The sequence below is a fragment of the Pseudophaeobacter sp. 1A16562 genome (genome assembly GCF_041008785.1).
GTDB classification, from domain to species: Bacteria; Pseudomonadota; Alphaproteobacteria; order Rhodobacterales; family Rhodobacteraceae; genus Phycobacter; species Phycobacter gallaeciensis_A.
In genome coordinates, this window is record NZ_JAXGFT010000012.1 from 144257 (window position 1) to 168729 (window position 24473).

Genomic DNA, 24473 nt, shown 5'->3' on the forward strand with positions numbered 1-24473 from the left:
AAACCGGCCCGGTCAAAACAGCGCCAGCTGATCCCCGGCCTGCGCCGGGCGCGCAAAGAGATCGCAGCGCTGCGGTTCAGACCTCTCGGTCAGGCCCAGACGCTTGCAGGCGGCGCGAAACCGGCGCCCGATCATTCCAGCATATTCACCAGTGCCCCGCATCCGCTCACCCCAGCGCGGATCATATTCCCGCCCGCCATGCATCTCCCGCAGGCGGGCCATAACCTTGGCCGCCCGGCCCGGCGCGTGCAAGGACAGCCACTCCTGCCAGAGTTCGGACACTTCGCGCGGCAGGCGCAGCATGATCCAGCTGGCAGCATCGGCGCCCGCCTCGGCCCCGGCAGCAAGCAGCGCCTCAATCTCGTGATCGGTCAATCCCGGCACGATGGGCGACGTCATGACCCGCACCGGGATCCCCGCCTCCGACAGGCGGCGGATCGTGGCCAGCCGCCGGGCGGGTGATGGCGCCCGTGGCTCCATCCGGCGGGATAGGTCCGGATCCAGCGTCGTGACCGAAATGCCAACCCGTACCAGCCCAAGCGCGGCCATCTCTGACAGAATGTCGATATCCCGCTCGACCAGCGCTCCCTTGGTGACGATGGCCACGGGGTGCCGGAAATCCCGCAGCACCTTCAGGCAGCTGCGGGTGATCTCCAGATCCCGCTCACAGGGTTGGTAGGGATCGGTGTTGGTGCCGATGGCGATCGGCGCCACCTTGTATCGCTTCGCGCAGAGCTCTTTGCGCAGCAGCTCGGCGGCATTGGGCCGCGCGATCAGCTGGGTTTCAAAATCCAGCCCCGGTGACAGGCCCAGATAGGCATGCGTGGGCCGCGCAAAACAATAGATACAGCCATGTTCGCAGCCCCGATACGGATTGATAGAGCGATCGAAGGGAAGATCCGGCGAGCGGTTGTAGCTGATGATGGATTTGGCCGTTTCCTGCCGGATTTCGGTGGGAATCACCTCCGGCGGTGCCTCTTGCTCCCAGCCGTCATCGACCGCGATTCTCGGCAGATCGAACCGGCCTGTCGCATTGCTGACACTGGCGCGCCCTTTGCGGCGCATGTGGGGGTGGTCGCTTTCGATACTCATGCACCAAGGATGACAGAGCGGTAAGAACAAATAAAGAACAAACAAGCAAACGCGAAGATTTCCTTGCGAAATCTTCATTATCATTCGGCATCTTTTCCGCCTATAGGTCGGTTCGGATAAAGGCAGTGTCGCAAATAATGCAGTTTCGCTGCGTCATTCTGGCCCATTAGTCGGTGAATAAGGCCAAGCCGGGGATACCCCGCCAGTCAAGGAACAAGCCCATGTCGGAAGAAGAAGACGAAATCATCCTGGCGGAACTGGATGACGAGGAACTCGTTCAGCAGATGTTCGACGACCTCTACGATGGAATGAAAGAAGAGATCGAAGAAGGTGTGAATATCCTTCTGGAACGCGGCTGGGCGCCCTACAAGATCCTGACCGAAGCGCTGGTCGGCGGCATGACCATCGTCGGCGCCGACTTCCGCGATGGCATCCTGTTCGTGCCCGAAGTGCTGCTGGCCGCAAACGCGATGAAGGGCGGCATGTCCATCCTGAAGCCGCTGCTGGCAGAAACCGGCGCGCCGCGCATGGGGTCGATGGTGATCGGAACGGTCAAGGGCGACATCCACGACATCGGCAAGAACCTTGTGTCGATGATGATGGAAGGCGCAGGTTTCGAAGTGGTGGATCTGGGCATCAACAACCCGGTCGAAAACTACCTGGAAGCTCTGGAAGAGCACCAGCCCGACATCCTCGGCATGTCGGCTCTGCTGACCACCACCATGCCCTATATGAAAGTGGTCATCGACACGATGGTCGAACAGGGCAAGCGGGACGATTACATCGTTCTGGTTGGCGGCGCCCCGCTGAACGAAGAGTTCGGCAAGGCCATCGGCGCAGACGCCTATTGCCGCGATGCGGCTGTTGCGGTGGAAACCGCCAAGGACTTCGTCGCGCGCAAGCACAACCAGATGAGCGCCTGATTTGGCACGCAAAGGACGCGCAGCCCGCCTGAATGAGCGGGCTGCCTTCCGCCCCCCAACCGGGCGCAGTTTCGATACCGCCTCCCTTGCGGAACAGGGGCTGGCTGCACCAGAGAAAAAGACCGGGCGCATCCTGCTGATCGGATGTGGCGCCCTGGCCCGGGAAATCCTTGATATCAAGGAAAAGAACGGTCTGGATCACATGGATCTGACCTGCCTGCCCGCGAAACTGCATATCTATCCCGACAAGATCACCGAAGCCGTCGAAGAGGCCGTGCTGAAACACCAGCAGGTCTACGACCAGATCTATGTGGTCTATGCCGATTGCGGCACTGGCGGTACGCTCGAAAAGCGCTGCGCGGAACTGGGCGTGGAACTGGTGCCCGGCCCGCATTGCTATGCCTTTTTCGAGGGAAACGAAGCCTTTTCTCAAAAGGCTGACGAGGGCGAAATCACCGCCTTTTACCTCACCGATTTTCTGGTCAAACAGTTCGACGCCTTTGTCTGGCGTCCCATGGGGCTGGATAAGCACCCCGAGCTGCGCGACATGGTGTTCGGCAATTATACCAAGCTGGTCTATCAGTCCCAGGTGAATGACCCCGCGCTGGTGGAAAAGGCCCGCGCCTGCGCCGTCCGCATGGGGCTGGAATTCGAACACCGCCACACGGGCTATGGCGATCTGGAAACCGCGATCCGAGGCTGGGGCGCTAGGGACACGCAGGACTGACCTACGCGCTCCCAATTTGGTCCCTCTCGCTCAGGCGCTTTGCAACGCACCGAGCTCCGCCACCGCGTTAGCCTCGTAGGCTGCCAGCGCCGAACCATCCAAGGCATCGCCAACCCGTTTTACCCAGGCCTTGATCGCAGGACTGTCCGGCATCAGATGGGGCGCCCATTGAAAGGGTGAAGCCAGAAGGATGTCTGCAATACTAATGTCCTCTCCCAAAAGGAACGGCCGATCCTTCAAGCCCGCCTCCAGTGCGGAGCAAACCTCTGCCATCCCGCGAAAATTCCCGGTGATCGCCGGATGGTCAATGCCGGAGAAGGCGGACACGATGACGGGTTCCATGACGCCGCCATAATAGCTCATCCAGCTTAGGAAGCTCCCACGCATAGGCGTGCCGATCTTCGGGCTTAGCGGCTGACCGAAGAGTTCATCCAGGTACATCATGATCGCGGCGCTTTCGCGGACCTCTTGCCCGTCATCGGTGATCAGATAGGGCACCTTGCCTTCGGGATGGACATTGCGCGGGTCGTGACGCCCAGTGCCATCACCGCGTGCGACATCTACGATGACGACATCGACCGCGTCCAGCTTGCCGATCAGCATGAGCTGGGCAATCACGCGAGAGGAGCGGCTGTGGGGGGAATGATAGAGAGTGGGCATATCCATGACCTTCGTGTTGATGGGTTGCTGATGACGCAGCTATGCCGTTACCCTCTTGCCAATTTCTGTCAGGATGTTTCCGGGTATATCTCCCCCATGGCCAAAAGCGACCGACTGTTCCGACTGCTCCACCTGATCCGGGGTCTGCGCCCGCCGGTAACGGCTGCGCGGCTTGCTGCTGCAATGGAGGTATCCGAGCGCACGATCTATCGCGACATCGACAGCCTGCGCGCAGCTGGCGCCCGGATCGAAGGCGAGGCAGGTCTCGGCTACACCATGACCGAGGACCCTTCCCTGCCACCGCAGACCTTTAGCCAGATCGAACTGGAGGCACTGATGCTGGGGCTGGCCGATGTGAACCAGCGAGGCGATGCGGATCTGGCGCAAGCGGCAAATGATGCATTGGTCAAGATTCTGGCCACCCTGCCAGAACGCCAGCAGCGCCAAGCGATGCATGCGGTCAATCTGGTACACCGGTTCAATGCGCCGCCGCAGGCGACGATCGACATGACCCTTCTACGCGAAGCGATGTGGGCGGAGGAGGCGCTGGATATTGGCTATCGCGATCTGCAGGACGTGCGCACGCAGCGGCGGATCTATCCGCTGGCCCTGTCGTACAATGATCGCACTGTGATGCTGCTCGCCTGGTGTTGCATACGGCGGGATTTCCGTTTCTTTCACGTCACCCGCATCGAAGGCTACGAGCAAACCGGCGAAAGCTTTCGCCCGCGCAGGGTTGCCCTGCTCAGGGAGTTTATCGAACAGTTAAAGGCGCACTGTGAACCACCCCAGACAGGGTCCCCTTCATAGGCGCAGATCAGGGGCGGATCAGGACGCGGCGGCGGCGGTCTCGCGGATCCGCTCGATCATGGCGCGCAGACCGTTGGAGCGCTGCGCCGAAAGGTGATCGTTCAGCCCCAAGCGGCCCAGTTCAGCCCTGGCATCCACGGCCAGAACCTCGGCCAGCGTCAACCCGTTATAAAGCGACCGCAGAACCGAAATCAGACCACGCACGATCATCGCGTCGCTGTCGCCGTCAAAATGGAACCGGCCGCCTTCGATCACCGGATGCAACCAGACCTGACTGGCGCAGCCTTCAACCTTGGTCGCGGGAACCTTCAGCGCCTCATCCAGCGGTGTCATTTCTTTGCCCTGATCGATGACATGGCGATAGCGGTCTTCCCAGTCTTCCAGGAATTCGAAGTCCTCGACGATCTCTTCAAATGCGGCGCTGGCCATGAAAGGACAATCCCCTGTTGGTTACGGTACGGGCAGATCAGCAGTTATGCGGCTGGCCCGGTCTTTTCAACCGCTTTTCAACGCAGCAGCAATCGGGTAACCACAATCAGGGAGAACTCAAACGGGCAGGACATCATGCGCAAACCCCTTTCACTACTCTTGGCCAGTGCAATTGTTCTGGCGGGCTGCGGCGGCTGGCGTGACTCCCGCATCAACCCGAGCAACTGGTTCGGCAGCTCCCGTGTGGCTGAGGCCCCGGTAGACGGCGATGTGAACCCGCTGATCCCCGAAAAGGTCGGCAATGGCCTGCTCGACAAACCCGAGGCCGAGGACCGCAGCGTTCTGATCGCTGAGGTCAGTGAATTGCGCATTGAAAAGACCCCCACCGGCGCCATCGTCTATGCCACTGGTGTTGCCTCGCGGCTGGGCGCCTTTGATGTCGAGATGCGCCCGGTGCCGAATGACGATCCTGCCGTTCTCGAATATGATTTCCGGGTGGTCTATCCCGAAGACGCCACCGCCGTGGGCAGTGCCTTCAGCCGCACCCTGCGCGCTGCGGTCAGCCTCGGAAGGCAGGATCTGGCGGGTATTCGCACGATCCGCGTCAACGGATCCGGCAACGCCCGCGAAAGCCGCCGTCGCTGATCAGGCGCCGTACGCGAACAGGCTGCTGCCCTTTGTACCCGCGCTTAGACCCAGACGACCACCAAAGGTTCGTCAGGGCAATGTGAGAGATTTTTCGCAGGAACGGGTGCCGCTTAGAGGGAAACAACCTTCACGGATTGCCCCTGCGCCGCCAGCGCGATTTCCCCGTCACACAGACGTAGCGCATCGGCACCAAAGACTTCGCGGCGCCAGCCCGTCAGGGCCGCCACATCGCGCTGCCCGGCGGCGATAGCATCCAGATCAGCGCTAGGCGCGATCAGCTTGGCCGCGACGCCTGAACTTTCGGTCTTTGCCTTCAGCAGTACCCGCAACAGGTCCGCAAGCGCCGGATTGACCTGTAGTTTTTCACGGCTGCGGTCGGGTTTGGGTTGCTTCTCCGGCGGGCAGTTCACGCCGCGCGCAACCGCCTCCAGAATACCTTCGGCAATGGCGCCCTTGCGGGCCTCACGCAGCAAGAGGCGCGAGCCGCCCAGATCCGAACCGGTGCGCGGTTTGGTCGAGGCCAGTTCGACCAGCGCGTCATCTTTGAACACCCGGTTGCGTGGCACGTTGTTGCGCTGTGCGTAATCTTCGCGGAAGGCCGCCAGTTCGCGCACCACGGCCAGGAATTTACCCGAGGTGGTGCGGGTTTTGATCCGGCGCCAGGCCTCTTGCGGGCGAATGTCATAAGTAGCTGGGTCGGTCAGAACCTGCAGTTCCTCGGCCACCCAATGGCTGCGACCGCTGCGGTCCAGCTCAGCGGCGAGGTATTCATAGATCCGGCGCAGGTGGGTCACATCCGCCAACGCATAGGTTTTCTGCGCATCACTTAAGGGGCGGCGCGACCAGTCGGTAAACCGCGAGGTCTTGTCGAGCCCCTGTTTCACGATCTTGCGCACCAGAGTTTCATAGCCCACCTGTTCGCCAAATCCGCAGACCATGGCGGCCACCTGCGTGTCGAACAGCGGTTTCGGGAAAACGCCCGCATCGACCCAGAAAATCTCCAGATCCTGCCGCGCGGCATGGAACACCTTCACCACGCTTTCATCGCGGAACAGCGTGTAAAGCGGCTCCAGAGACAGACCGTCGGCCAGCGGATCGACCAGCACCGCGTCCGTTTCACCATCGCCGGAAAATGCCAGCTGGATCAGGCACAGCTTGGAATAATAGGTGCGCTCGCGCAGAAACTCGGTATCCACCGTCACATAATCATGCTTGGCAGCCTCCTGACAGAAGGCAGTCAACTCTTCGGTGGTGGTGAGTGTTTTCATCGGTCGCGGCTTTTCTTTATATTTCATGCGTATCACCCGGTGATACGCCCTTGGTTCCTGCAATGCAAACGGCGCGGGAAAGATCAGTCGATCAGAACCGGTGTCCGGTCCCCGGCTGCGTAACGACGCAGCACTGCCGGATAGAGCAGGTGTTCCTTCACCAGAACCCGCTGGGCCAGATCCTCGGGCGTGTCCCCCGGTAGGATCGGAACCCGCGCCTGCCCCAGAACCGGACCATCATCCAACGCGGGCGTGACCTCGTGCACGGTGCAGCCGTGTTCCTTGTCGCCCGCCTCAAGCGCGCGTGCGTGGGTGTGCAGCCCCTTGTATTTGGGCAGCAGCGACGGGTGAATATTCAGCATCCGGCCCTGAAACTGCGACACGAAACCAGCGGTCAGAACCCGCATGAACCCGGCAAGGCAGACGATATCGGCGCCGGCCTCCAGAATGGGTTTGACCAGTTCCGCCTCAAACGCCTCGCGGTCGCCCTTGAACGGGCGGTGATCCACCACTGCGGTGGCGACACCGGCAGCGGCAGCCTTCTTCAGCCCGCCCGCATCGGCATTGTTGGACAGGACCAGACAGGGGCGCGCCGGATGGTCTCCGGTCATGCTTTCCAGCAGCGACACCATATTGGAGCCGCCGCCCGAAATCAGAATGGCAACCTTCTTGTGGCTCACAGCAGCTTGCCCGAGTAACGCATACCCTCGCCCGGGGTCACGGAGCCAAGGCGGCTGACGGTCTCGCCTTCGCCTTCCAGAACCTCGGTCAGCGCATCTGCGCGATCGGCAGAGACCGACAGGATCATGCCAATGCCGCAGTTGAAGGTCTTCAGCATCTCAGCCTCGGCGATGCCGCCGGTTTCCTCCATCCATTTGAACACCGGCGGCAGCTGCCAGGCGTTCAGATCGATATCAGCGCCCAACCCTTCGGGCAGCACGCGCGGCAGGTTCTCGGTCAGGCCGCCGCCGGTGATATGGGCCAGCGCATGCACGCCCCCTGCCCGTACCGCCGCCAGCGATTGTTTCACATAAAGCCGGGTCGGAGTCAGCAGCGCCTCACCAAGTGTGCCCTCGGCAAAGGGACAATCGGCATCCCAGCCGAGTCCCGACACTTCAACCAGCTTGCGCACCAGCGAATAGCCATTGGAATGCACCCCATCCGAGGCTAGCCCCAACAGGACATCCCCCTCTTCCACGCCTTCGGGCAGCGCGGTGCCGCGCTCCATCGCGCCGACGGCAAAGCCCGCAAGGTCGAAATCACCCTCGGGATACATGCCCGGCATTTCTGCCGTCTCACCACCGATCAGCGCACAGCCAGAGCGCACACAGCCCTCGGCGATGCCTTCGATGATGCGTGCTGCGGTTTCTGTTTCCAGCTTGCCGGTGGCGAAATAGTCAAGGAAGAACAACGGCTCGGCGCCTTGACAGACCAGATCGTTGACGCACATGGCAACCAGATCGATGCCGACGCCATCCACAACACCGGTATCAATGGCAATGCGCAGCTTGGTGCCCACGCCATCGGTGGCACCCACCAGGATCGGATCATTGTACCCGGCGGCTTTCAGATCAAACAGCGCTCCAAAACCGCCCAGACCGCTCATCACGCCAGAGCGATTGGTGCGTTTCGCGGCCGGCTTGATCCGGTCCACCAATGCATTTCCTGCATCAATGTCCACACCTGCATCCGCATAGGTCAAACCGTTCTTGCCGCTGGTCATCGCTTGGCTCCTTTAGAAACGTTGCGCAGCCTTTAACGCAAGGCGCTTCGGAAGGGAACAAGGGAATCTGCCGCGCCGCAAGAGGCAGCGCGGCAAACCTGTCAAACTGCGTCTCTCACGCTCGGATTACAGGCCGAATTGCCAAGGCGCCTGATGAAACCGGAAGCCTTTCCCTGCGCGCAGCACCTTGCCGAGCCCCGGGAAGTCCAGATGCATCCCGACAACCAGCAGATCATCCGCCGCAGCCCGGTCGAACATCTGCCGCCGTGTCTGCGCGGCCAGCGCCTGATCGACGTCAAAGGGAATGGTCCAGTCCGGCTCGGCGAATTGCAGGGCGGCGCTGTGAACAACATCGCCCCAGAACAACAGCGCCTCGCTGCCCGCATCAAGCATGAACCCGGTATGTCCCGGTGTGTGGCCGGGCAGCGGCACCGCGCTGAGCCCACTTGCGGCCTCGGCCTCCCCCCTCAACAGTTTCAGGCGGTCCACATAGGGCGCGACGCTGTTGCGCGCCGTCTGGAAGAAGCTGCGGCTTTCCTCAGGCACCGCAGCCAGAACCGCCTCATCGTGCCAGTAATCCCACTCCGCCGCAGCCACCGCCAGTTCCGCATTGGCAAAGGCGGCACGGCCATCCGGCGTCAGCAATCCACCGCTATGGTCAGGGTGGATATGGGTCAGCAGCACGGTCGTAATCTGCTCAGGCGTCACACCCGCCGCTGCCAGGGCCGCAGGCAGCGCGCCCAGATCCGGCCCCATCAATTGCGCCGTCCCGGTATCGATCAGGGTATATTCACCGCCCTGCTCCACCAGATAGCCATTGACCGGGATTTCCAGACCTTTCGCATTTTCGCGATAAAGCGAGCCTGCCAGCGCCGCCTCTGCCTTGGCGGCGTCATAGCCAGTGAAAAACTCCGGCTTGATCGCCAGATGCCCATCCAGCAGCGCGGTAATCCGCGCATCGCCCAGTGTGAACTGATGTAGCACTGGCACCGGCCCCCGCGGCGCCGCAGCAGCAGGAGTGATCAATGCAGGTGCTGCAGCCGCCGCTGGGGCGACCGCAGCGGCTTTCAAAAGGGTTCTTCGGGTGATAGTCATAAGACACTCCAATATCTGATCAGCGGAATTTCCCCGCACCCTGCAGATAAGGTGCATATATCTTAGGTATCAGTCACAAAAGTCAGATACCGATTATAAGCATTGCTAATAGGTATATCATGGACAGGCTTTCACTTCTGGAAACATTTGTCGTGGCGCTGGATGAAGGCAGCCTGAACCGCGCGGCGCAGCGCCGGGGCATGACCCAATCCGCAGTCAGCCAGCAGATCAAGCAGCTGGAGAGCTTGCTGGGCCAGCAACTGCTGCACCGCAGCGCCCGCGGCGTGCAGGCCACCCGGGCCGGGGATCTGGTCTTTACCCACGCGCAAGGGCTGCTGGGTGGCTATGACCGACTAACGGCAGAGCTGGATAGCCTGAACGCCAGCGTCTCCGGTACCTTTCGCATCAGCACCAGCACCTTCCTTGGCCGCAGCGTGGTCGGACCGCTTCTGCTGGAGCTGGACCAGCAATACCCCGATCTAGACATCGTCATGCGGCTGGAGGACCGGCTGGTCGATGTGGTGCGCGAGAATTACGATCTTGCCATCCGCAGCGGCAAGCTGGGCAGCACTGATGGCGTGGGCCGCAAGATCGCGGAGTTGGAAACCGTGCTCTTTGCTTCACCAGCCTATCTTGATGCCGTGGGGCGACCGCAGCAGCCCGAAGACTTGATAAGGCTTAAGTTCATCCAGCTGCACGAGGACCAGACCGAAGGTTTCTTTCCGCTGCACCGTGATGGCGAGGAAGTCCTGGCGCCGATCCGAGTTGGTTTCACGGCAGACGATCCCGAACTCATCATTCAGGCGGTGACCAACGGCTCTGGTTACACCCGCGCCCCGCGTCCTTTTGTCGAGGACCAGCTGCGCGATGGCACCTTCGAACAGGTGCTGCCGGAGTACAACGCCCCGGACAAGGACGTCTTTGCGGTCTTCCCCTCGCGCCACAGTATCGACCGACGGCGAGAACTGGTGATCGATGGAGTGACAGAGCGCCTGACCCAGATACACCGCCGAGCGGCGCAGCCGAGACCCGCGACAATCACCGCTTGACCTTACCCGCGCCATTTCCTAACCACTTGCTTACGGCGGGCCTGTAGCTCAACGGTTAGAGCAGAGCGCTCATAACGCTTTGGTTGCAGGTTCGAATCCTGCCGGGCCTACCACCAGACAGAAAAAATGCAATGTTTTCAATGCTCATGGTGTACCGCAAGGCCAAAATACCGCCTCATAAGTTTCAATGGGTTATAGGTAAGGTGTACCGCAGTTTTCAGCGCGAAATGTGATCGAAGACGATGCTTTGCCTCCAAATTAAATGCCCATGTGGACACTTCGGCCGGGTCTTTGAGCAGCGGCTGGTAATGAAGTGGTGCGCAGGTGAGAATCCAGGCATCCGGTGCAGCATGTGCGGAGGAAGGGTGCAGCCGGAGATCACCATAAGCTTCTATGTCGAGGTGAACCAGATGGCGTCCGGGTATGATACTGTTTCACGGGGAGATGACGAATGAACGCAGAGCGATTGGATGACGGATCGGTGCGGATCTTCGGGCCTGTTTGGGAGGACGTGTTCCCTGAAGACAAACGCGAAGGCTGGATCAAGTTCTACGAACGCATGCACGCTGAATATAGGCATCCCACATACGAGCAGGCTGCCGATGCCCTAAGACGCCTCGGGTGACCCCAGCAAAAGCGCCTCGCATGATCCAAACACAAGCTGACGATCCGAAACTCCGCCATGAAACATCAGCCCGAAGCACCCCAATACCTGGTGACCATTTAGGCTGGCCTGCGCATACAGGCGGGCGGAAAGCAGACCTTCACCGCGTTTCAAATGAAAGTCTGCTGCGGTTCTCCGATTAACCAGACTGCTCTACCACGACTCTCCATCGTGCAACGCGTACACGCTAAGCGTTCAGCTGCCTGCCGGAACTAGATTATTTACCACTCCATCCTACTTGCAAGCCGCCGATAGTTTTCGCCTGCCTTCTGGAGGAACTCTTCATCGCCCTTCGCGAACCCAGCCTCCAAGATATCCCTCTTCGTCGCACCGTTTAGAAATTCCTCGAGGATTCTCCGGCGCATTCCGCTGTGCCAACCACTGCGGCCAACCGGACACCATATCCAGCCGTTGCGCGGCTCTTCAGCCAAGGCGGCAACCAGTTCGTTTTTCTCGGCACGCTCCAGATGCGTCAAGCTGCCGAGAATTTCCCAGCTTTCATAGAGCCGCTCAAAATCCGGCAGCACACCGACGAAAGACTTGCTCCACGCGGCAAACAGATCGCACAAATGGTCACTGAGAGCGGTCTTGCGTTTTTCGAGGCCTTCCAGATGTTTCCAATAGTCGTTGTTGCCGCCTTCCCAAGCCCATAGGAACAGGCGCTGCACGGCGCGATTGGTTTCAGGGTCATGGCGTTTGTTAACCGTAAGGCTGAACAGCCGGTGCAGCTCCCGCCACCGTCCTGCCCTGACAAGACCCAAGCCATAGCCGGTCATTACCAACACTGCCGGATAGGTTCTGATCTCAAGCCAGATATTGAGCCCCGCACCTTCACGATCGGCATGGGCGCATAGGCTTTTGACGACATCACCGACCAGTGAAAAATCGCTGCCCCCCCCCCAACGACCGAGAACGCCTGCCATGCGCGCAAGCGGCTCGGTGAACGACTCATACAATGCAATGCGCCGCTGGAGTTCATCCGCACTGAACTGGCTTTGCGTGGCGAGTCCCGCAGCCTCGATCTTGTTGATAAGGTTATGGGTCTCAGTCGTGAAGAGCTCATCGAGCTTAATGCGATGTTCCGGCTTGGCGAGATAGCGCTTGGCCGCACTCACCAAGAGATCAACGCTCATAGGATTCTGGCGGTGCGTGCGCGCCAGGGTCTCGACGCGCTGCTCCAGCCCTGTGAAAAAGCTGTCGGCATCATCGATAGGGATGGTGCGCGCATCACGGTGATCGGCAATCTCCTGCGCCCCATCGCCAAGCCTGCCGCCGCGTGCTGCCCAGAAGAGCGGATAGCGCCTTGCTGGTGCACGCAGGATGGCAGCGCGCAGCGCATGATCCCATTCTCCGGACCACCCGCAAACGATAAGACCGTGCTCATCAATGATCCTGTCCAGCAGCCGATCATATTCCGGCGGGTATGCCGTAAGCTCTTCGTCGGTATTCAGGATGCGGGCGTCTTTGTAGTCGCCGTTGAGCTTAAGCAAATAGCAGCTTGTGTGGGTTAGCGGCTCCGCCCCCTGCAGCGCGTCGACAGATGAGACGACCGTGGGCTCAATTCCCTGCTCCCGAAGCGCATTTTCCAGGAGGCGATCAAAGTTGGTAGTGACAATTACGCGGACATAACCTTCGCGCACAAGCCTGGCTATGGCGTGATGTGCACGGGTCGGAAGCTTACGACCTTCCTCACGGTCATCGTCGGTCGGCTCGATGTAACTGTGCAGGATGGCACGCCTCTCATCGCGGGAAAGGCCGAGCTCTCCAACAAGCTCGGAATAATTGGGGTCCTTTTCGGTGGTTTCCTGATACCAAGCCAGCCAGTCGTCCTGCCCTTCGACGCCTTGGGCTGCGGCAACGCGGCGAACAAGGTCAAGCGTGATCTCCCAGCCAGTCGGAATATCAGCAGCGCGAGAAAGCCCAGAGCCGATAAGCAAGGCATAGACTCCTCCATTCTCGTAGACCGAGAAAGCGAGCTGTGTCAGCGGATCGTCGGAGAGCAATGACATCGAAACCTCATGAATAATTTTTGGCAGGCATCTAATGATGCCACGGTATGATCAAAGAGCTTTAGCGTGCTCGGCGCACCTTTGGAGTCATTTTGATACAAGGAGTCCAAGCAGCCAGATTGTCTCGTGCCGAGCACCATAAACTCCTATGGGATCGGACTTTGGCAGCGTGGGGGCGAATGTCCAGTTAGAACCGCACCGGTCGCGGTTGAATCCTACACGGAACGGCGACTACGGGCCGGAAGCACCGGACTGGGCGGGCACCCAATAGTTCACACGCCGACACCAGCCCCTACGCCTAGCGGATACAGTCGCCAGGATCAGCCCCGCTTGAAACCTGTCGACCGCTCACAGCCCTTAGCAGTGACTCACGTCGGGCGCAGCGCGTGACCGCTCTCAGCCCAATCACGACAATCATGCAAGGCGCAGCGAAGGGACTGCTGCGTGCGCGAAAGGCTTCCTGAAAGCTGACCTTCAAGTCTGCCCAGTTGCCCCAGGGGATGCTGCGCCCGGCTTCAAGGTCAGCGAAGCGCAGGAAGCGAGCTTTGCAAAGTTTGGCGGCTGGCCCAATTCGGCGTCTAAGCATGAAACTTTGATGCTGCGACCGCAGTCCGCAAAGCTGTCGTTCGTGAACAGCGCAGTGTTCAAGTTCGAAACAAGAAACTCGCTGCGGACCTTACGGTCGTTTTGACGGTTTGCACCGCCTTCGCGTGCTTTGTCAGAACTCCTGAGCTCGAAATCCGTCACCTTTGATTGTCTTATCTGTGCGTGAAGGTTGAACGACATTGAACCACATAGCTCACTCTTCTTGTTCTTTCGTCGGAGCGCTCTCTCCGATGTCGGCAGGTTCTAGAAACTTCCAACAAAAGCTAAGTGTGAGTTGTAAATGCCCCTTGGCAATAGGACCGATCTCTTCTGCTATTCGGATCATTTCCTGGCGAACCTGCAACGCCCATTTCCGTTCATCGTCCCACTTGCTGTCGGAGCCATGTCGATCAGACAACTTGCGGAAAAACTGACAAAGCTCCTGCGCGTTGCCTGTCTTCAAATGGTTCATAGAAATTTCGGCAAAGCGTTTAACGTCAAGGAGATGAAGAATGGGAACGCCGTAGAACGTGTCTTCGTCATTGACATAACTGAAGCTGAGATAGACTTGCGAAATATTTTCTTCAAACGCCTGCAGCAGCCTTGAAGTAATCTCGGGCAGGCTAGCCTCATAGCCTTCGATTTGGGCTGTCTTCATCACGTCAATGATTTTATAAAACTCGTCATTAGCATCGCAGGCATATCCCCCGAAGGAAAAGTGTTTTCCGCGAAGCCCCCACCCAAGCTGAGTCCCAAATTTTGCAGGAGGAATGTGTCCTTGGGAGTGCAACTCTTCGATGCGTTGCAAAATGCGATTGGTCAAAGCAATCCGGTCTTCCGCCAAAGCTCCGTACTCTTGCAAGCGCAGTGCAGTATCAGCAAGGTGAAGATAAGGGCCGGGCTCTATAGACGTCATTTCAAAAACGTATTTGTTGATTTGCTCGATTAACGCGCCGATCTCATCCCAGCCCATATCTCCCCAATGGACCGCCACTTTCCAAAGTGGGTTTTCTTCTTGAGGATCAAACTGGCGAGTTGCTTGAAGGATCGCCTCCAATTGGCCTGGGTCGATGTAACCGTTTACAAACAGCGGTTCGTCAAGCGACATCGGAAAAGCCGAACCACTATGGGCAAATATGTCTGCGCCCTTGTGCCGTTCACACAGAAGTCTCAAATTCTGGAACTCTTCATTCCCCTCACCAGAGCCAACGACCACTCCGCTTCCCCTATGCGGTAGCTGATCAGAACTGATTTCACTCCTTGCCAGTGCCATCGAGATAGACAGGTATGTTCGCACGAAACGCGACATTGCTTCTTGCGCCGAAAACCTTTCGTTCTCAACAGCGTCGAGGAGATGCGCGCAGTCACGCACAGAGTTTCGCAACAAGCGAAGATTGCCATGGTCCGCTTGGTCAAAAACCTCCTTCACGATAGCTTGGTGATCAGTCAGATACGCTTTGCCGCGCCCTTCCGGGACATGTTCGAGGAACTTGGGAAACGCTGCGTCAAAGTCTGGCAAGACCCGGATCGTTCGCCCCACGAGCTTTTCCCGTCTTTGAAGAAATGGCTCTTGTTCTGGATGCTCTCCAGAATGAACAAGCAGAATGACGCGCTTTTGTTGATGCTCGACAAAGTCATTGATCAATCCCAAAACTTCTGCTGGCGGCAATGTTGCCCTTTCAAGATCGTCGAAAATGAGTGTTTCCGGCAGTTCACTGATCATACGCTCTTCCAGGTAGTCACGCGTTAAACTGCCGAGGTCGCCCATTTTGAAAACACGTGCAAAAGCGTTGGCCATCCCTGATAGCCTGTTCGCGGTTTCAACGTCCAAACTCTCCTTGAGGAGCGCGCGGCGAAAAGCAACCGCGTCAGATACCCCATTGAGCGATGCGTAGCGTACTTTCTGGTGGTTCGTGTCTACGTCACAAACTTCTCGTACAAAGTGCGTTTTCCCCGCGCCCCAGGGCGCATCAATGAGTAGGGCATAGCCGGGTTTCGACATGGCAAGATATGCACCAATCGCGCCTTTTGCAGCATCATTAATGCTCATGAGTCCACCCGTATCGATTGAATCTCACATAGCCTAGTTTACTCACTTCATGCCGTCCAGCAAGCTAGGAGAAACTGTCGCTGTATGAGCAGATCAGCTTTTGACTGTTTGTGAAGAGGCTTTTTCCGCAAAAACGTTGGAGTTTTAACTGGCGCGGTGTAGGAACCATTTCAACCCAAGCCTTGAATGGCTGCACTTCTGAAATCAGCTCGACACCCGAGCAGGTGCAGAAAGCTCCTATGCTTCCTCTCTAGTTGCCGGATGATCGTGTCCGCTTCGGGCTGTCTGGCGTCACCTGGGGACGGGAACGAGGCGCGCCTTCGCTGCGCCCCTGGTGCCGCAGCGCCGCAAGGCGGCTCTGAGCCCAACCGGTGAATTCGGTTTTCTCGCTGCGCGCGCTCGCAGCATGAAATAGTTCGCAGTTGCGTAAGTGTGCCCGCTGCAGCGCGGCACGGAAACCGGCCATTTGTACAGAACGCAGCGGGGTTGAAGAGGACCATTTACAGATCGCGGGACTTTGCCGCCTTTTACTTAAGCGACCAAAGCTATTGTAGGAACCCTTGACAATAGCTGCGGCAAGATCTCAGCACAACGGAAAATTCGCGTTTCCGATCGTTTAATAATCATCAGCAAACTCAGGGTCAGGAAATATCAGCTCAATTGGAAACACCAACAGCCTATCTATTTTGGGATAAATCCATCGAGTGGGTAGATCAGGCTTGGATCTCGCCCCAAACTTTTAATATAGCCCGTGAGTGCTTGCCTTTCTTCGTCTGAACCTGTCAGCGCCCAAACTGTATCCCCTGGGGCGATTTCATATTGGAAGCGGTTTGTCATGCGTCCAATCGTTGGTAGGCCGATCTCTTGCCCAACCGAAACTAGATCGGGATTGGTGGTATCATTATAGTTCTCGATGAACTTGAAATACCGCCCATCTCCATATTCTTGTTCGGCAATCGACCATAGCGTTTCACCTTCGGCAACGACATGTCGCCGTTCAGCATCGGACGTTTGATAGCGAATTTCATCCAAGGAAGCGAAATAGCGGCGAACTTGTCGCGCGACGGCACAGGCACGGACATCTTGGGCATCGACGCGCACGCTGAACCCATATTTTCCGTTGTCGAACGTTGCATTGGTTGGTTCAGGTTTAAAGTTATCCATGCCGATGAATTGCTCCCTAAAAATGTTCAACGTCGGCACGCTCGGCAATGAGATGTCAAAATAGTCTTTGGTGTTAATCAAGCCAATTGTCGAGATCTCTAACACGCCTGCGAGGTTCTTGAGGGTATTGAGAAGATCCTTTTCCCATTGCTCAAGTTCCTCCAACGTGCTCCTTGCATCAACCGATATCTGATGGCCCGTTGATGCTTCTACGATCCGAGGCGTGACCCATGTTTCTAGATCGAGGGTCTTTCTGAGGCCGATATTCTCATCGATCCACTTCCATTCGCAAGCACGGCATTTGAGCCACTTGCAACATGTACCTTTGGTCTTGAGGCACAGGTATTGCCGCGCGCGGACGCCGCTTCGCAGATGCCAATCTCGGCTTTGTATTCTATTGGATGTGCCAAGAAGCGTAACGTTTCTGCCACATTCGTTCGATGGCAGCTGCCCCGCGACCTCGCCTCGGTATCGTCGCAACATGGCTTGACGATCCAGAGTGGAATAGGTCGCGAGATTGATGAGAACTGTGCGATCACCTTGATCTTGGAACGTTACATCGGCTTTGACATCATCGCGCAGGTCGGCACCGAGAACGGGGTCGATGGCACATTCTTGAGCGTAGGCAAAACTTGACAAGAACGCGACGAGCAATGCGCTGAACAAAATTCGATTCATGATAGCACCTTCGAATAAGGCTAGATGTTTTCAATCGGGCAAGAGTTCTCACATCGTTTCAGCTCAAGGCCGCAAGCCGATTGTGTGTTTCCTGCATCAATACATTGATGGTAACTATCGAGACAACTATCGGTGCACTCGAAGTAATCTTCGTCCGAGTTATCAGAATCGGAGCCATCGCTTACGCCAAAATTTACTTTGCATGAAGAAAGCCCTGTGACGACTATGAGGCAAATTACAATGCGAGGCAAAGATTGAGCAATCATTGTTCTTCTCCAAAGAATAGAGCGATGCATGACTCGTCAGTATCAATGATCGTATACTCGGGAGAAAAATCGATTTGTCGAATTACACCGCCAAAGTCGATGTTGAAGTCTTCATCACTGAAATAGGCCGTGGATTTCCGCCCTTTAACGAAAGGCGTGATAACGATGGAGTCTTCATTCACTACATAATCAAGTTCAACAACATCGGGCACCAAAATACCTGCGGCGAGTTCAAAACCTGCAGGAAGATTTACCGATGCCGAGACGCGACATGTCCCTCCTGAATTAAAGATGTGGTGGACCTTTCCAACATCACCATCTTCGGGGGGCAATGTAGAAATCGAGGTATCAGAACGAAAGCAGGGATCATCGGTGACCCCGAACATTGCCATCAAATCTTGCGAGGGTATTGTCTCAATGTCGGGGTCTGCTAGCGCCTGGTAAAGCTCGGCAAAGGCACTGGCGATGTCGCCAGCGTCCGCGCTTTTCGGATTGAGAGCGGTCAGGCACTTTGGATCATCTGCTTCGCATAATGTTCTGCAATTCTGAGAAAAGGCGAGTGTCGGGCTGAAAAGGCAAATAACAAATGCAGCTTTTTTGAGCATAGGCGATCTCCACTAAAATGCTGCTCGCCTTTTTTTTAAGAGTATAACGCCAAGTACACGATTTGTAAACTTCCTCGAAGGGCGCACTCTTCGAATTGCTAAGCTTCGCAGCGGACAGACAGTTTTAGCCAGGCCGCTCATGAGGCATCCCATGACTGCCTCAACGACTTGGGCTGTACCGCAGCAACGGGCATGTCGCATGCGCGAGCACTTTCTGCGTCAGCATTAGCTGCGTCCGCAAAAGGCAACAGAGTCCCGCATCTGAGTTGTCCGATCACGCTGCGGCGAAAGTATAGTTTCGGTCGAGCCAAATCGACGCCCTGGAATGACTGCTTCGGTGGTTTTCGCTGCGCTGCAGCAGTAGACGTTCTGCACGGGCGATCAAATGCTGCGTTGGCAATAGCCGCGAGAGCAAAAGGCAGCTTCGTCCGCATTCCCGCCGTTCGAAGGTGCTAAGCGGCTGCACCTGCGGCGAAGGGCAGCTCTTCCTTGTGCGTCTGCGGCATGGATTGCTCGCCATGTCGCCAGATCCGCCGACTTTGCAAATGTCGCTTTCCTGCGCGCTGCCGACCTAGGCGCCTGCACACCCGCTGTTCGGTCCCCGTCGATCGCTGCCAGCCCAAAGCGAAAATGACCTGTGCTACTGGGGCATCAGGACCTCCAGACAGGCCGGGCGGCCTCCTGAAGTTCGCTGCTCTTGTCACAAAACGCTGCAGTGAGCAGGTTAAGGCGATCTCTTTAATGCTGCGCAACGGGAAAGCCTGCCACCTCCCAAGCTGTTAAGAAGGGCTTGAAACGGGTGTTCGCCGACTGTGGAGCAGTTGTGGCCAAGTTTATCCCCGAACGCGGAGAAAGCCTGGCTCCCCCACCTGCCCCCTACCGCGCCTTTTCTCTCCCGCCCCGCTCATTATTGTTGACATGTAGCTATTGCTGCCCGGACTATTGGACCCATGTCCGACTGGATCTTGGCAATCCTCCAGCTTCTTTTAGCGGTCGTCGTCGTCCTGGCGATGATGTGCGGTTTCTATCTGCTTATCTTCCGCAAGGACGATAAGCAGTTTGTAGAGGGGGAGGGAAAGTATCACGGCTTTTCCTTTGGGAAATACAAGGTTCCAATCGGTTTCGCTCTTGTCGTCTTAGCCGTGGCGGCAGCTGCATACTCAGTGACCGAAATCGAAAAAATACGGCAGACCCAGCGCATCGAAAACCTGGAAGGAACAATAACAACACGGAACAGCACAATTGATTCTCTGACTAAGAGCGTCGAAAAACGGGATGGCAAGATTGAAAGCTTGGAGACCGAGCAGAATGAACTTGCTGACGCGAACAAGGACCTCGAACGAGACCTTGACGCAGAACAGAGTCTTGTAGAGGCGAAGAACAATGAGATCGCCTCCCTCCAAAACAAGATCCGAGAGGCCGCATCGACGATTGCCAGAATGGACGAAAACATTCGGCATCTCGAAAGATCGGCAAAGCTGCAACAAGGGAAATTTGATGCGCAGACAGAAGCCCTAGAGGCAGCGCGGACGGCAATGCGCGACGCCGAACAAATCGCGCGCGACATTGCCTCTGCGGACAGTGAGCGCGGCCTGAGCCCACGGCAGCGAGAACATCTCGACAGGGTCCGGAGCGGCATCGACGCGATCAATGACGATCTGCAATATCTGCAACTGCGGGAAACTGCGTTGCTACGCGTTGGCGGCAAGGTACCCGGAACGACTTACGAGATATATGCACCGCATCTTCAAGGGGAAGAACCAGAGATCCGCGGAATCGGCCTTTTCCGGTTCTATTCAGAATCCTTCGAAATTGAGGGCATGCGCTCTCGCGACGAACTCGAGCTAATTTTCCAGGATCTAGGCGAGGCCCTCTGTGATGCGATCAGTGAATACGTGGTGAGCGGTGTGGGCCTGGACGACGCCCTCGCGCGCATCGACTCGCTGGAGAAATATGAAGGCTTAAGTGACCAGCTTACCGTTCTTGCGGAGTACGAGTACTTTCGCCAACAGCTTCAAGCGCTCGCTGTCGCCCCCCAGGTCTACGTCCGCGGCTATGCCGATGGCGAACGTGCCGAGTGGCAGAATGAACTTCATAACGATCTTCCCCCAACGATCTCTGTGCACCCGATGTCGCGAGAGACCGTGTCTCCGCTGCGTGACTGGCGGTTTGAAGAAATGACAGAGCCCCGTCAGCTGGCAGATCAATCCGGCCAATACAACAATACACATCTTCCCAATCTACGTGGAATGACAACGCGTGAAGTACTCGAGACCATCGGCACGACCTGCGGCCTACCCGGCCGGAGCCCAGACGTGATTGAGGCCGAAGTAGGAATTCTCGATGGCCGCCTCGATCCAGAGTTTGGGGGCGAAGATAGGAAATCACGAGTATTCGTTTCAATCGGTCTCCGCTGATCGAAACCTGCCGTTCGCGGCACACTCCTCGACAGGGAGCTTTGGGCCGTTGGGCGCTTCTAGCATGACTGGTCGCGCCGACTTTGCACAGTTCACTATCTGCGCAAACCAGCCAATGTCGAAGGCCCCGCCCCTTTAGGGACGAGGCAACCACATCAGGGCTCAAAACAACCCGACGCGCGGCTCGAAGTTTGAGATGATCAACTCGGCCGCATCCGTCGCCCCACCTGCCGAGACGGTGTATTTCAGCGCCACCTCCTCAAACCGGAAGGCCGCGAAGATCTCGCGGATCTCCGGCCGATCGTTGATCGACAGGATGAACTTGCCGCGGATCCCGGCCAGCTGATCGGCCATCGCCTGGAAGTGTTCACGCTCGAACATGCCTTTGCCGTAGTCGCTCTCCCCTCCCCAATAGGGCGGATCGAGGTAAAACAAGGTCTGCGCGCCATCATAGCGGGCGATCAGATCGGACCAGTCCAAGTTTTCGAAGATGACGCTTTCCAGCCGCTCGTGGGCGGCGTCCAGGAGCGGCTCCAGCCGGGACAGGCTGAAGCGGGCCGGACGGTCAGCCGCAACTCCGAAGACGCCGCCGGGCTTGCCACCGAAGGCCTGCCGCTGAAGGTAGAGGAACCGAGCCGCGCGCTGCAGGTCGGTCAGGGTTGCAGGATCGGTCTTGCGCAGGCGCTCGAACTCCCGGCGCGAGGCGATCTGATAGCGCATCACCTGCAAGAGCTGCGGAAGGTGCTGTTGCAGGATACGGAACAGATTTGTGATTTCACCATTGAAGTCGTTTGCGACTTCACATTGCGGGCGCCAGCTGCGCCGCAGGAAGACACCGCCCATACCGACAAACGGCTCTGCATAGGTGGTGTGCTCAACGGATTCGATCCGCTCGATGATCTTGGCGCTCAGGGCTTTCTTGCCGCCAAGCCAAGGGGCTACGGGCGCGGCAGGCCGCACCTTTGTCATTGTTGTCATTTGTGATTCCAGAATATGTAGCGCCCACTCTCGCGAGAGTCGGGCGACATCTTCTGTAGGGTATGTCGGCGCAGCCTCTTTGAACGGTTGGCTGCGTGGGAAAGGGTGTTAGCGCACCCGATCCCCCCGCCCGACAGGCGGAAGGATCCGTGTCACGGGTGGGGGAGCGGGCCTTAGCGCCCTGCCCCGATTTCCTTCAGCTTACCAACCACCAGGCGGCGCAACACCGCCTCACTGGGCCGCAGCTGCGCGATGGCATCGGGAACCGACTCGCGGGCATAGGTCACGGCCTGCTCGACCAACACATCCTTTCCGGCGCCGGGACCGTCCTCGATCGCGGCGCGGATACCGCTCATCAGGGCGCTGTGCAGGGCCTCGCGGTGGCGGGCCTCGATCTCAAGGCCGAAGCGTTGTTTGGCCACCTTGGCGGCGCCGCCGATCAGCACTGTAAGAAGTAAGCTCAGACCACTGATCAGCGCGGGCTGAAGCTGTTGCAGAATGTCATTCCAGTTCATGGGTTAGTCCTCTGTTTTGAAGTGGGAAGAAAGCGGTCGGCGGATCAGCCAGCCAGCCAGGGCAGGAACCGCGCGAGGAAGGCGCGGATCCCGGTGGTTTCGGATGTGGGTTTCGGAGGCGCGATGGGCGGCACAGCCACCAGGGCCGCGTGCAGGGCGGCATGGGATTTCGGGCCGGGGATGCCATCCACTTTCAGCCCGGCCGCGCGCTGGAAGGCCCGCAGATCCTTTGCGCCGTATCCCAGCAGCACCAGCTGGGCGCGCAAGGTCCAGCGTTTGCGTTCAGAGAGATGATTGTAGCCGCCGTTGATCCGGCGCGTGACGGCCCGGATATCGCCCCGATCGGCCAGTGGGTTCAGGCCACGTTCGGACCAGTACCAGAGCGGCCCCAGCCCCTCCCACGGGTCGAGGTTCACGGCATCGGGATCCTTCTCAAAATCCGGCGCAGTGCGATCGAGGCGGCGCACCCAGGCAGTGAAGGCGCGGTAATTGGCCCGCCCGGTGATCTGCATGCCGGTGCGGCCCCGGAACCTGTAGCCATCGCCATCACGCTCCGGCGTATTGCCAAGATCCGTGCGGGTGTCATAGCGCGCCTGCGCCCCGGTCGGGCCCCAGATTTCCCGGTCATAGCGGAAGGCGCCATTTTCCAGCAGCACCTGCCCCAGCAGGTAGGTCAGCCGGTGGGGTTGGTTCAGGCCTAGATCGTATCCGTGGCGGTTCAGGGTCAGCAGGAAGGACTGCGCATTGCGCGCCTGGTTGCTGACCGGCGCGATCGGGCCGGTGATCTTCTGCAGGGTTTCAAAGGTGAGAATGTCAGGCATGGAAAGTCTCCAATGCAAAAGCCCCGCGCAAGGGCATCCTTGGCGGGGTGGTTTCAGGGTTCGGGGGATCAGGTCAGGGTTTGGCGCGGGTCAGCCATTTGGCCAGCAGCACCTCGGCGCCACGCGGGCCGATATAGGCAGCAAGGGCGACAATGCCGGTGCTGACCGTGGCACTGGCGCCAAGGTAGCTGGCGATCGCTTCCCCGATGATGGCCATGCCAAAGGCCACCGGGATTTCCCAGAGAAGCTCCGGGCCGAAGAAGCGGCGCTGCCCTTTGCGCACCTCGCCGGAATGCCACATCAGGCGACCGATCGCGGCGCCCACCAGCGTCGTTGCAGCGCCGCCGATCAGATTGGACAGCCAGTCCACCAGGCCAGGTTCCGTCATCTCACCAACCATTCTTCTACATCCGCGCTCACATCGCGCATCTTGATCCAGCGCGAACCCGTGGGCTGCCCTTTGAGGAGCCGCAGTTTGCCCATAAGGCCCACCGTGTCCCATTCCGGCCGGTCGGCGCGCGGCGTGTATTCCTGTGAAGGGTCATAATCCGGGTTCAGCTTGCGGCGCTGCTGCGTGACGCGCTCGGCATCGGCCGGAACCGTGACGCCATCCGGCACCTCGTCAGCTGCATAGCTGTGCTTTTCCTCCTTGGTGGTTTCCTCTTGAACCTCGACCATGCGCGGCTCACGGTGGATCAGCTGGCTGCCATTGCCGCCCAAAACAGGTGCCCCGCTTTCATCCACCAGCGGGAACTCATCGAACAGCGGCACCTGCACTGTTTCGGTCACAACGGTTTTAACCGCCACGCCATCCACCACCTCGATCACCTCGCGGGTGCGCTCCTGCGCTTCGCTCGCCTGTTTCTGAAACGTCTCGGTTTCGGTGACGACCTCGGACCAGCTCAGCGCCTCGTAGTCTTCCCAGATGTAGGCCCCGAAGGCGTCCTTGAGATACTTGCCCTTCCAGCGATCAATATCTCCGTCACCGATCACGGATGGGTTGGCAGAGATGACGCCGATCGGATCTTCACCGGGCAGTGCCAGCCGGATCTTGTCACCATCCAGAACAACAGAGAGCCCCCTCCTGTCTTCGCCAGCAAGGTTCCCATCCACCCATTCGAAGTATTCCGCATAGTCCGCGCCGCCGCCTGTGAACCCAACGTCTGAAGTGACCGTGCCATCGCCGCGCACCCGAAATTCTGCATCAGAACCTCCGTTGCTCCGAGCATCGATGAGATCGAACGCAGAAGACCCAGCACGCGAAGTTCTCACCAAGAGCGTGTCGCCGGTAAAAGAG

Annotated in this window: 23 protein-coding genes and 1 tRNA gene; 8 read left to right on the top strand and 16 right to left on the bottom strand. The window is 58.3% G+C overall.

Going from position 1 to position 24473, the window contains the following annotated elements; all coding sequences use genetic code 11:
- Positions 1-12 precede the first annotated feature (12 nt).
- Positions 13-1092 (bottom strand): PA0069 family radical SAM protein, encoded by a 1080-nt coding sequence (locus tag SM764_RS16930; protein ID WP_369002279.1) that lies wholly within the window; start codon positions 1090-1092, stop codon positions 13-15.
- Positions 1093-1313: 221 nt separating this feature from the next.
- Here SM764_RS16930 and SM764_RS16935 point away from each other — a divergent pair, with 221 nt between their 5' ends.
- Both SM764_RS16935 and SM764_RS16940 read left to right on the top strand, forming a co-directional pair.
- Positions 1314-2015 carry a corrinoid protein gene (locus tag SM764_RS16935; RefSeq protein WP_065273377.1) on the top strand — a complete coding sequence of 234 codons (702 nt, stop codon included), beginning with the start codon at positions 1314-1316 and terminating at the stop codon, positions 2013-2015.
- Between the two features lies 1 nt (position 2016).
- Positions 2017-2742: a DUF1638 domain-containing protein gene (locus tag SM764_RS16940; RefSeq protein ID WP_369002280.1), complete on the top strand. Its 726-nt coding sequence runs from the start codon at positions 2017-2019 to the stop codon at positions 2740-2742.
- Positions 2743-2772: 30 nt separating this feature from the next.
- Here the strand turns inward: SM764_RS16940 and SM764_RS16945 are convergent, their stop codons facing one another.
- Positions 2773-3402: a glutathione S-transferase family protein gene (locus SM764_RS16945; RefSeq protein WP_369002281.1), complete on the bottom strand. Its 630-nt coding sequence runs from the start codon at positions 3400-3402 to the stop codon at positions 2773-2775.
- Between the two features lie 96 nt (positions 3403-3498).
- Here SM764_RS16945 and SM764_RS16950 point away from each other — a divergent pair, with 96 nt between their 5' ends.
- A complete protein-coding gene (locus SM764_RS16950; RefSeq protein WP_369002282.1) occupies positions 3499-4212 on the top strand; it encodes a helix-turn-helix transcriptional regulator in 714 nt (237 codons plus the stop codon).
- An 18-nt stretch (positions 4213-4230) separates the two neighbouring features.
- Here the strand turns inward: SM764_RS16950 and SM764_RS16955 are convergent, their stop codons facing one another.
- Entirely contained in the window at positions 4231-4641 is a 411-nt protein-coding gene (locus tag SM764_RS16955; RefSeq protein ID WP_369002284.1) for a SufE family protein, read from the bottom strand.
- Positions 4642-4776: 135 nt separating this feature from the next.
- Here SM764_RS16955 and SM764_RS16960 point away from each other — a divergent pair, with 135 nt between their 5' ends.
- Complete coding sequence (locus tag SM764_RS16960) at positions 4777-5286, top strand: hypothetical protein (RefSeq protein WP_065273373.1); 510 nt, start codon at positions 4777-4779, stop codon at positions 5284-5286.
- A gap of 113 nt (positions 5287-5399) precedes the next feature.
- Here SM764_RS16960 and rnd read toward each other — a convergent pair whose 3' ends face one another.
- The 4 genes from rnd to SM764_RS16980 all read right to left on the bottom strand — a co-directional run bounded on the left by rnd (position 5400) and on the right by SM764_RS16980 (position 9375).
- Complete coding sequence (rnd, locus tag SM764_RS16965) at positions 5400-6557, bottom strand: ribonuclease D (protein ID WP_368946810.1); 1158 nt, start codon at positions 6555-6557, stop codon at positions 5400-5402.
- 83 nt (positions 6558-6640) lie between these two features.
- Positions 6641-7237, bottom strand: coding sequence for a phosphoribosylglycinamide formyltransferase (purN, locus tag SM764_RS16970; protein WP_065273372.1), 597 nt, complete (start codon positions 7235-7237; stop codon positions 6641-6643).
- The gene (gene purM / locus SM764_RS16975; protein WP_368946708.1) at positions 7234-8280 is read right to left on the bottom strand and encodes a phosphoribosylformylglycinamidine cyclo-ligase; all 1047 of its coding nucleotides are present in this window, start codon (positions 8278-8280) and stop codon (positions 7234-7236) included. The genes purN and purM overlap by 4 nt, the downstream gene beginning before the upstream one ends.
- A gap of 126 nt (positions 8281-8406) precedes the next feature.
- Positions 8407-9375 (bottom strand): MBL fold metallo-hydrolase, encoded by a 969-nt coding sequence (locus SM764_RS16980; protein ID WP_368946709.1) that lies wholly within the window; start codon positions 9373-9375, stop codon positions 8407-8409.
- 119 nt (positions 9376-9494) lie between these two features.
- Here SM764_RS16980 and SM764_RS16985 point away from each other — a divergent pair, with 119 nt between their 5' ends.
- From SM764_RS16985 to SM764_RS16995, 3 genes are all read left to right on the top strand, one after another.
- Positions 9495-10424: a LysR family transcriptional regulator gene (locus tag SM764_RS16985; protein WP_369002285.1), complete on the top strand. Its 930-nt coding sequence runs from the start codon at positions 9495-9497 to the stop codon at positions 10422-10424.
- 37 nt (positions 10425-10461) lie between these two features.
- Positions 10462-10537, top strand: a tRNA-Ile gene (locus SM764_RS16990).
- Between the two features lie 338 nt (positions 10538-10875).
- Positions 10876-11049: a hypothetical protein gene (locus SM764_RS16995; protein WP_369002286.1), complete on the top strand. Its 174-nt coding sequence runs from the start codon at positions 10876-10878 to the stop codon at positions 11047-11049.
- 260 nt (positions 11050-11309) lie between these two features.
- On the opposite strand, the gene SM764_RS17000 is transcribed toward SM764_RS16995, so the two are convergent.
- From SM764_RS17000 to SM764_RS17015, 4 genes are all read right to left on the bottom strand, one after another.
- On the bottom strand, positions 11310-13097 hold the full coding sequence (locus SM764_RS17000; protein ID WP_369002287.1) for an SIR2 family protein: 1788 nt from the start codon (positions 13095-13097) through the stop codon (positions 11310-11312).
- A gap of 799 nt (positions 13098-13896) precedes the next feature.
- Positions 13897-15732 carry a P-loop NTPase fold protein gene (locus SM764_RS17005; protein ID WP_369002288.1) on the bottom strand — a complete coding sequence of 612 codons (1836 nt, stop codon included), beginning with the start codon at positions 15730-15732 and terminating at the stop codon, positions 13897-13899.
- A gap of 681 nt (positions 15733-16413) precedes the next feature.
- The gene (locus tag SM764_RS17010; protein ID WP_369002289.1) at positions 16414-17574 is read right to left on the bottom strand and encodes a LysM peptidoglycan-binding domain-containing protein; all 1161 of its coding nucleotides are present in this window, start codon (positions 17572-17574) and stop codon (positions 16414-16416) included.
- 262 nt (positions 17575-17836) lie between these two features.
- Positions 17837-18445 carry a hypothetical protein gene (locus tag SM764_RS17015; RefSeq protein ID WP_369002290.1) on the bottom strand — a complete coding sequence of 203 codons (609 nt, stop codon included), beginning with the start codon at positions 18443-18445 and terminating at the stop codon, positions 17837-17839.
- A 950-nt stretch (positions 18446-19395) separates the two neighbouring features.
- Between SM764_RS17015 and SM764_RS17020 the strand changes: the two genes are divergently transcribed.
- Complete coding sequence (locus SM764_RS17020; protein WP_369002291.1) at positions 19396-20862, top strand: hypothetical protein; 1467 nt, start codon at positions 19396-19398, stop codon at positions 20860-20862.
- 162 nt (positions 20863-21024) lie between these two features.
- On the opposite strand, the gene SM764_RS17025 is transcribed toward SM764_RS17020, so the two are convergent.
- The 5 genes from SM764_RS17025 to SM764_RS17045 form a co-directional block, all read right to left on the bottom strand.
- Positions 21025-21831, bottom strand: coding sequence for a DNA adenine methylase (locus tag SM764_RS17025; protein WP_369002295.1), 807 nt, complete (start codon positions 21829-21831; stop codon positions 21025-21027).
- A 182-nt stretch (positions 21832-22013) separates the two neighbouring features.
- Positions 22014-22355, bottom strand: coding sequence for a hypothetical protein (locus SM764_RS17030; RefSeq protein ID WP_369002292.1), 342 nt, complete (start codon positions 22353-22355; stop codon positions 22014-22016).
- Between the two features lie 44 nt (positions 22356-22399).
- A complete protein-coding gene (locus SM764_RS17035; RefSeq protein ID WP_369002293.1) occupies positions 22400-23176 on the bottom strand; it encodes a glycoside hydrolase family 19 protein in 777 nt (258 codons plus the stop codon).
- A gap of 73 nt (positions 23177-23249) precedes the next feature.
- Positions 23250-23564 (bottom strand): phage holin family protein, encoded by a 315-nt coding sequence (locus tag SM764_RS17040; RefSeq protein WP_368981664.1) that lies wholly within the window; start codon positions 23562-23564, stop codon positions 23250-23252.
- On the bottom strand, positions 23561-24473 hold a 913-nt coding region (locus tag SM764_RS17045; protein ID WP_369002294.1), incomplete at its 5' end, for a peptidase G2 autoproteolytic cleavage domain-containing protein. The genes SM764_RS17045 and SM764_RS17040, both read right to left, overlap by 4 nt.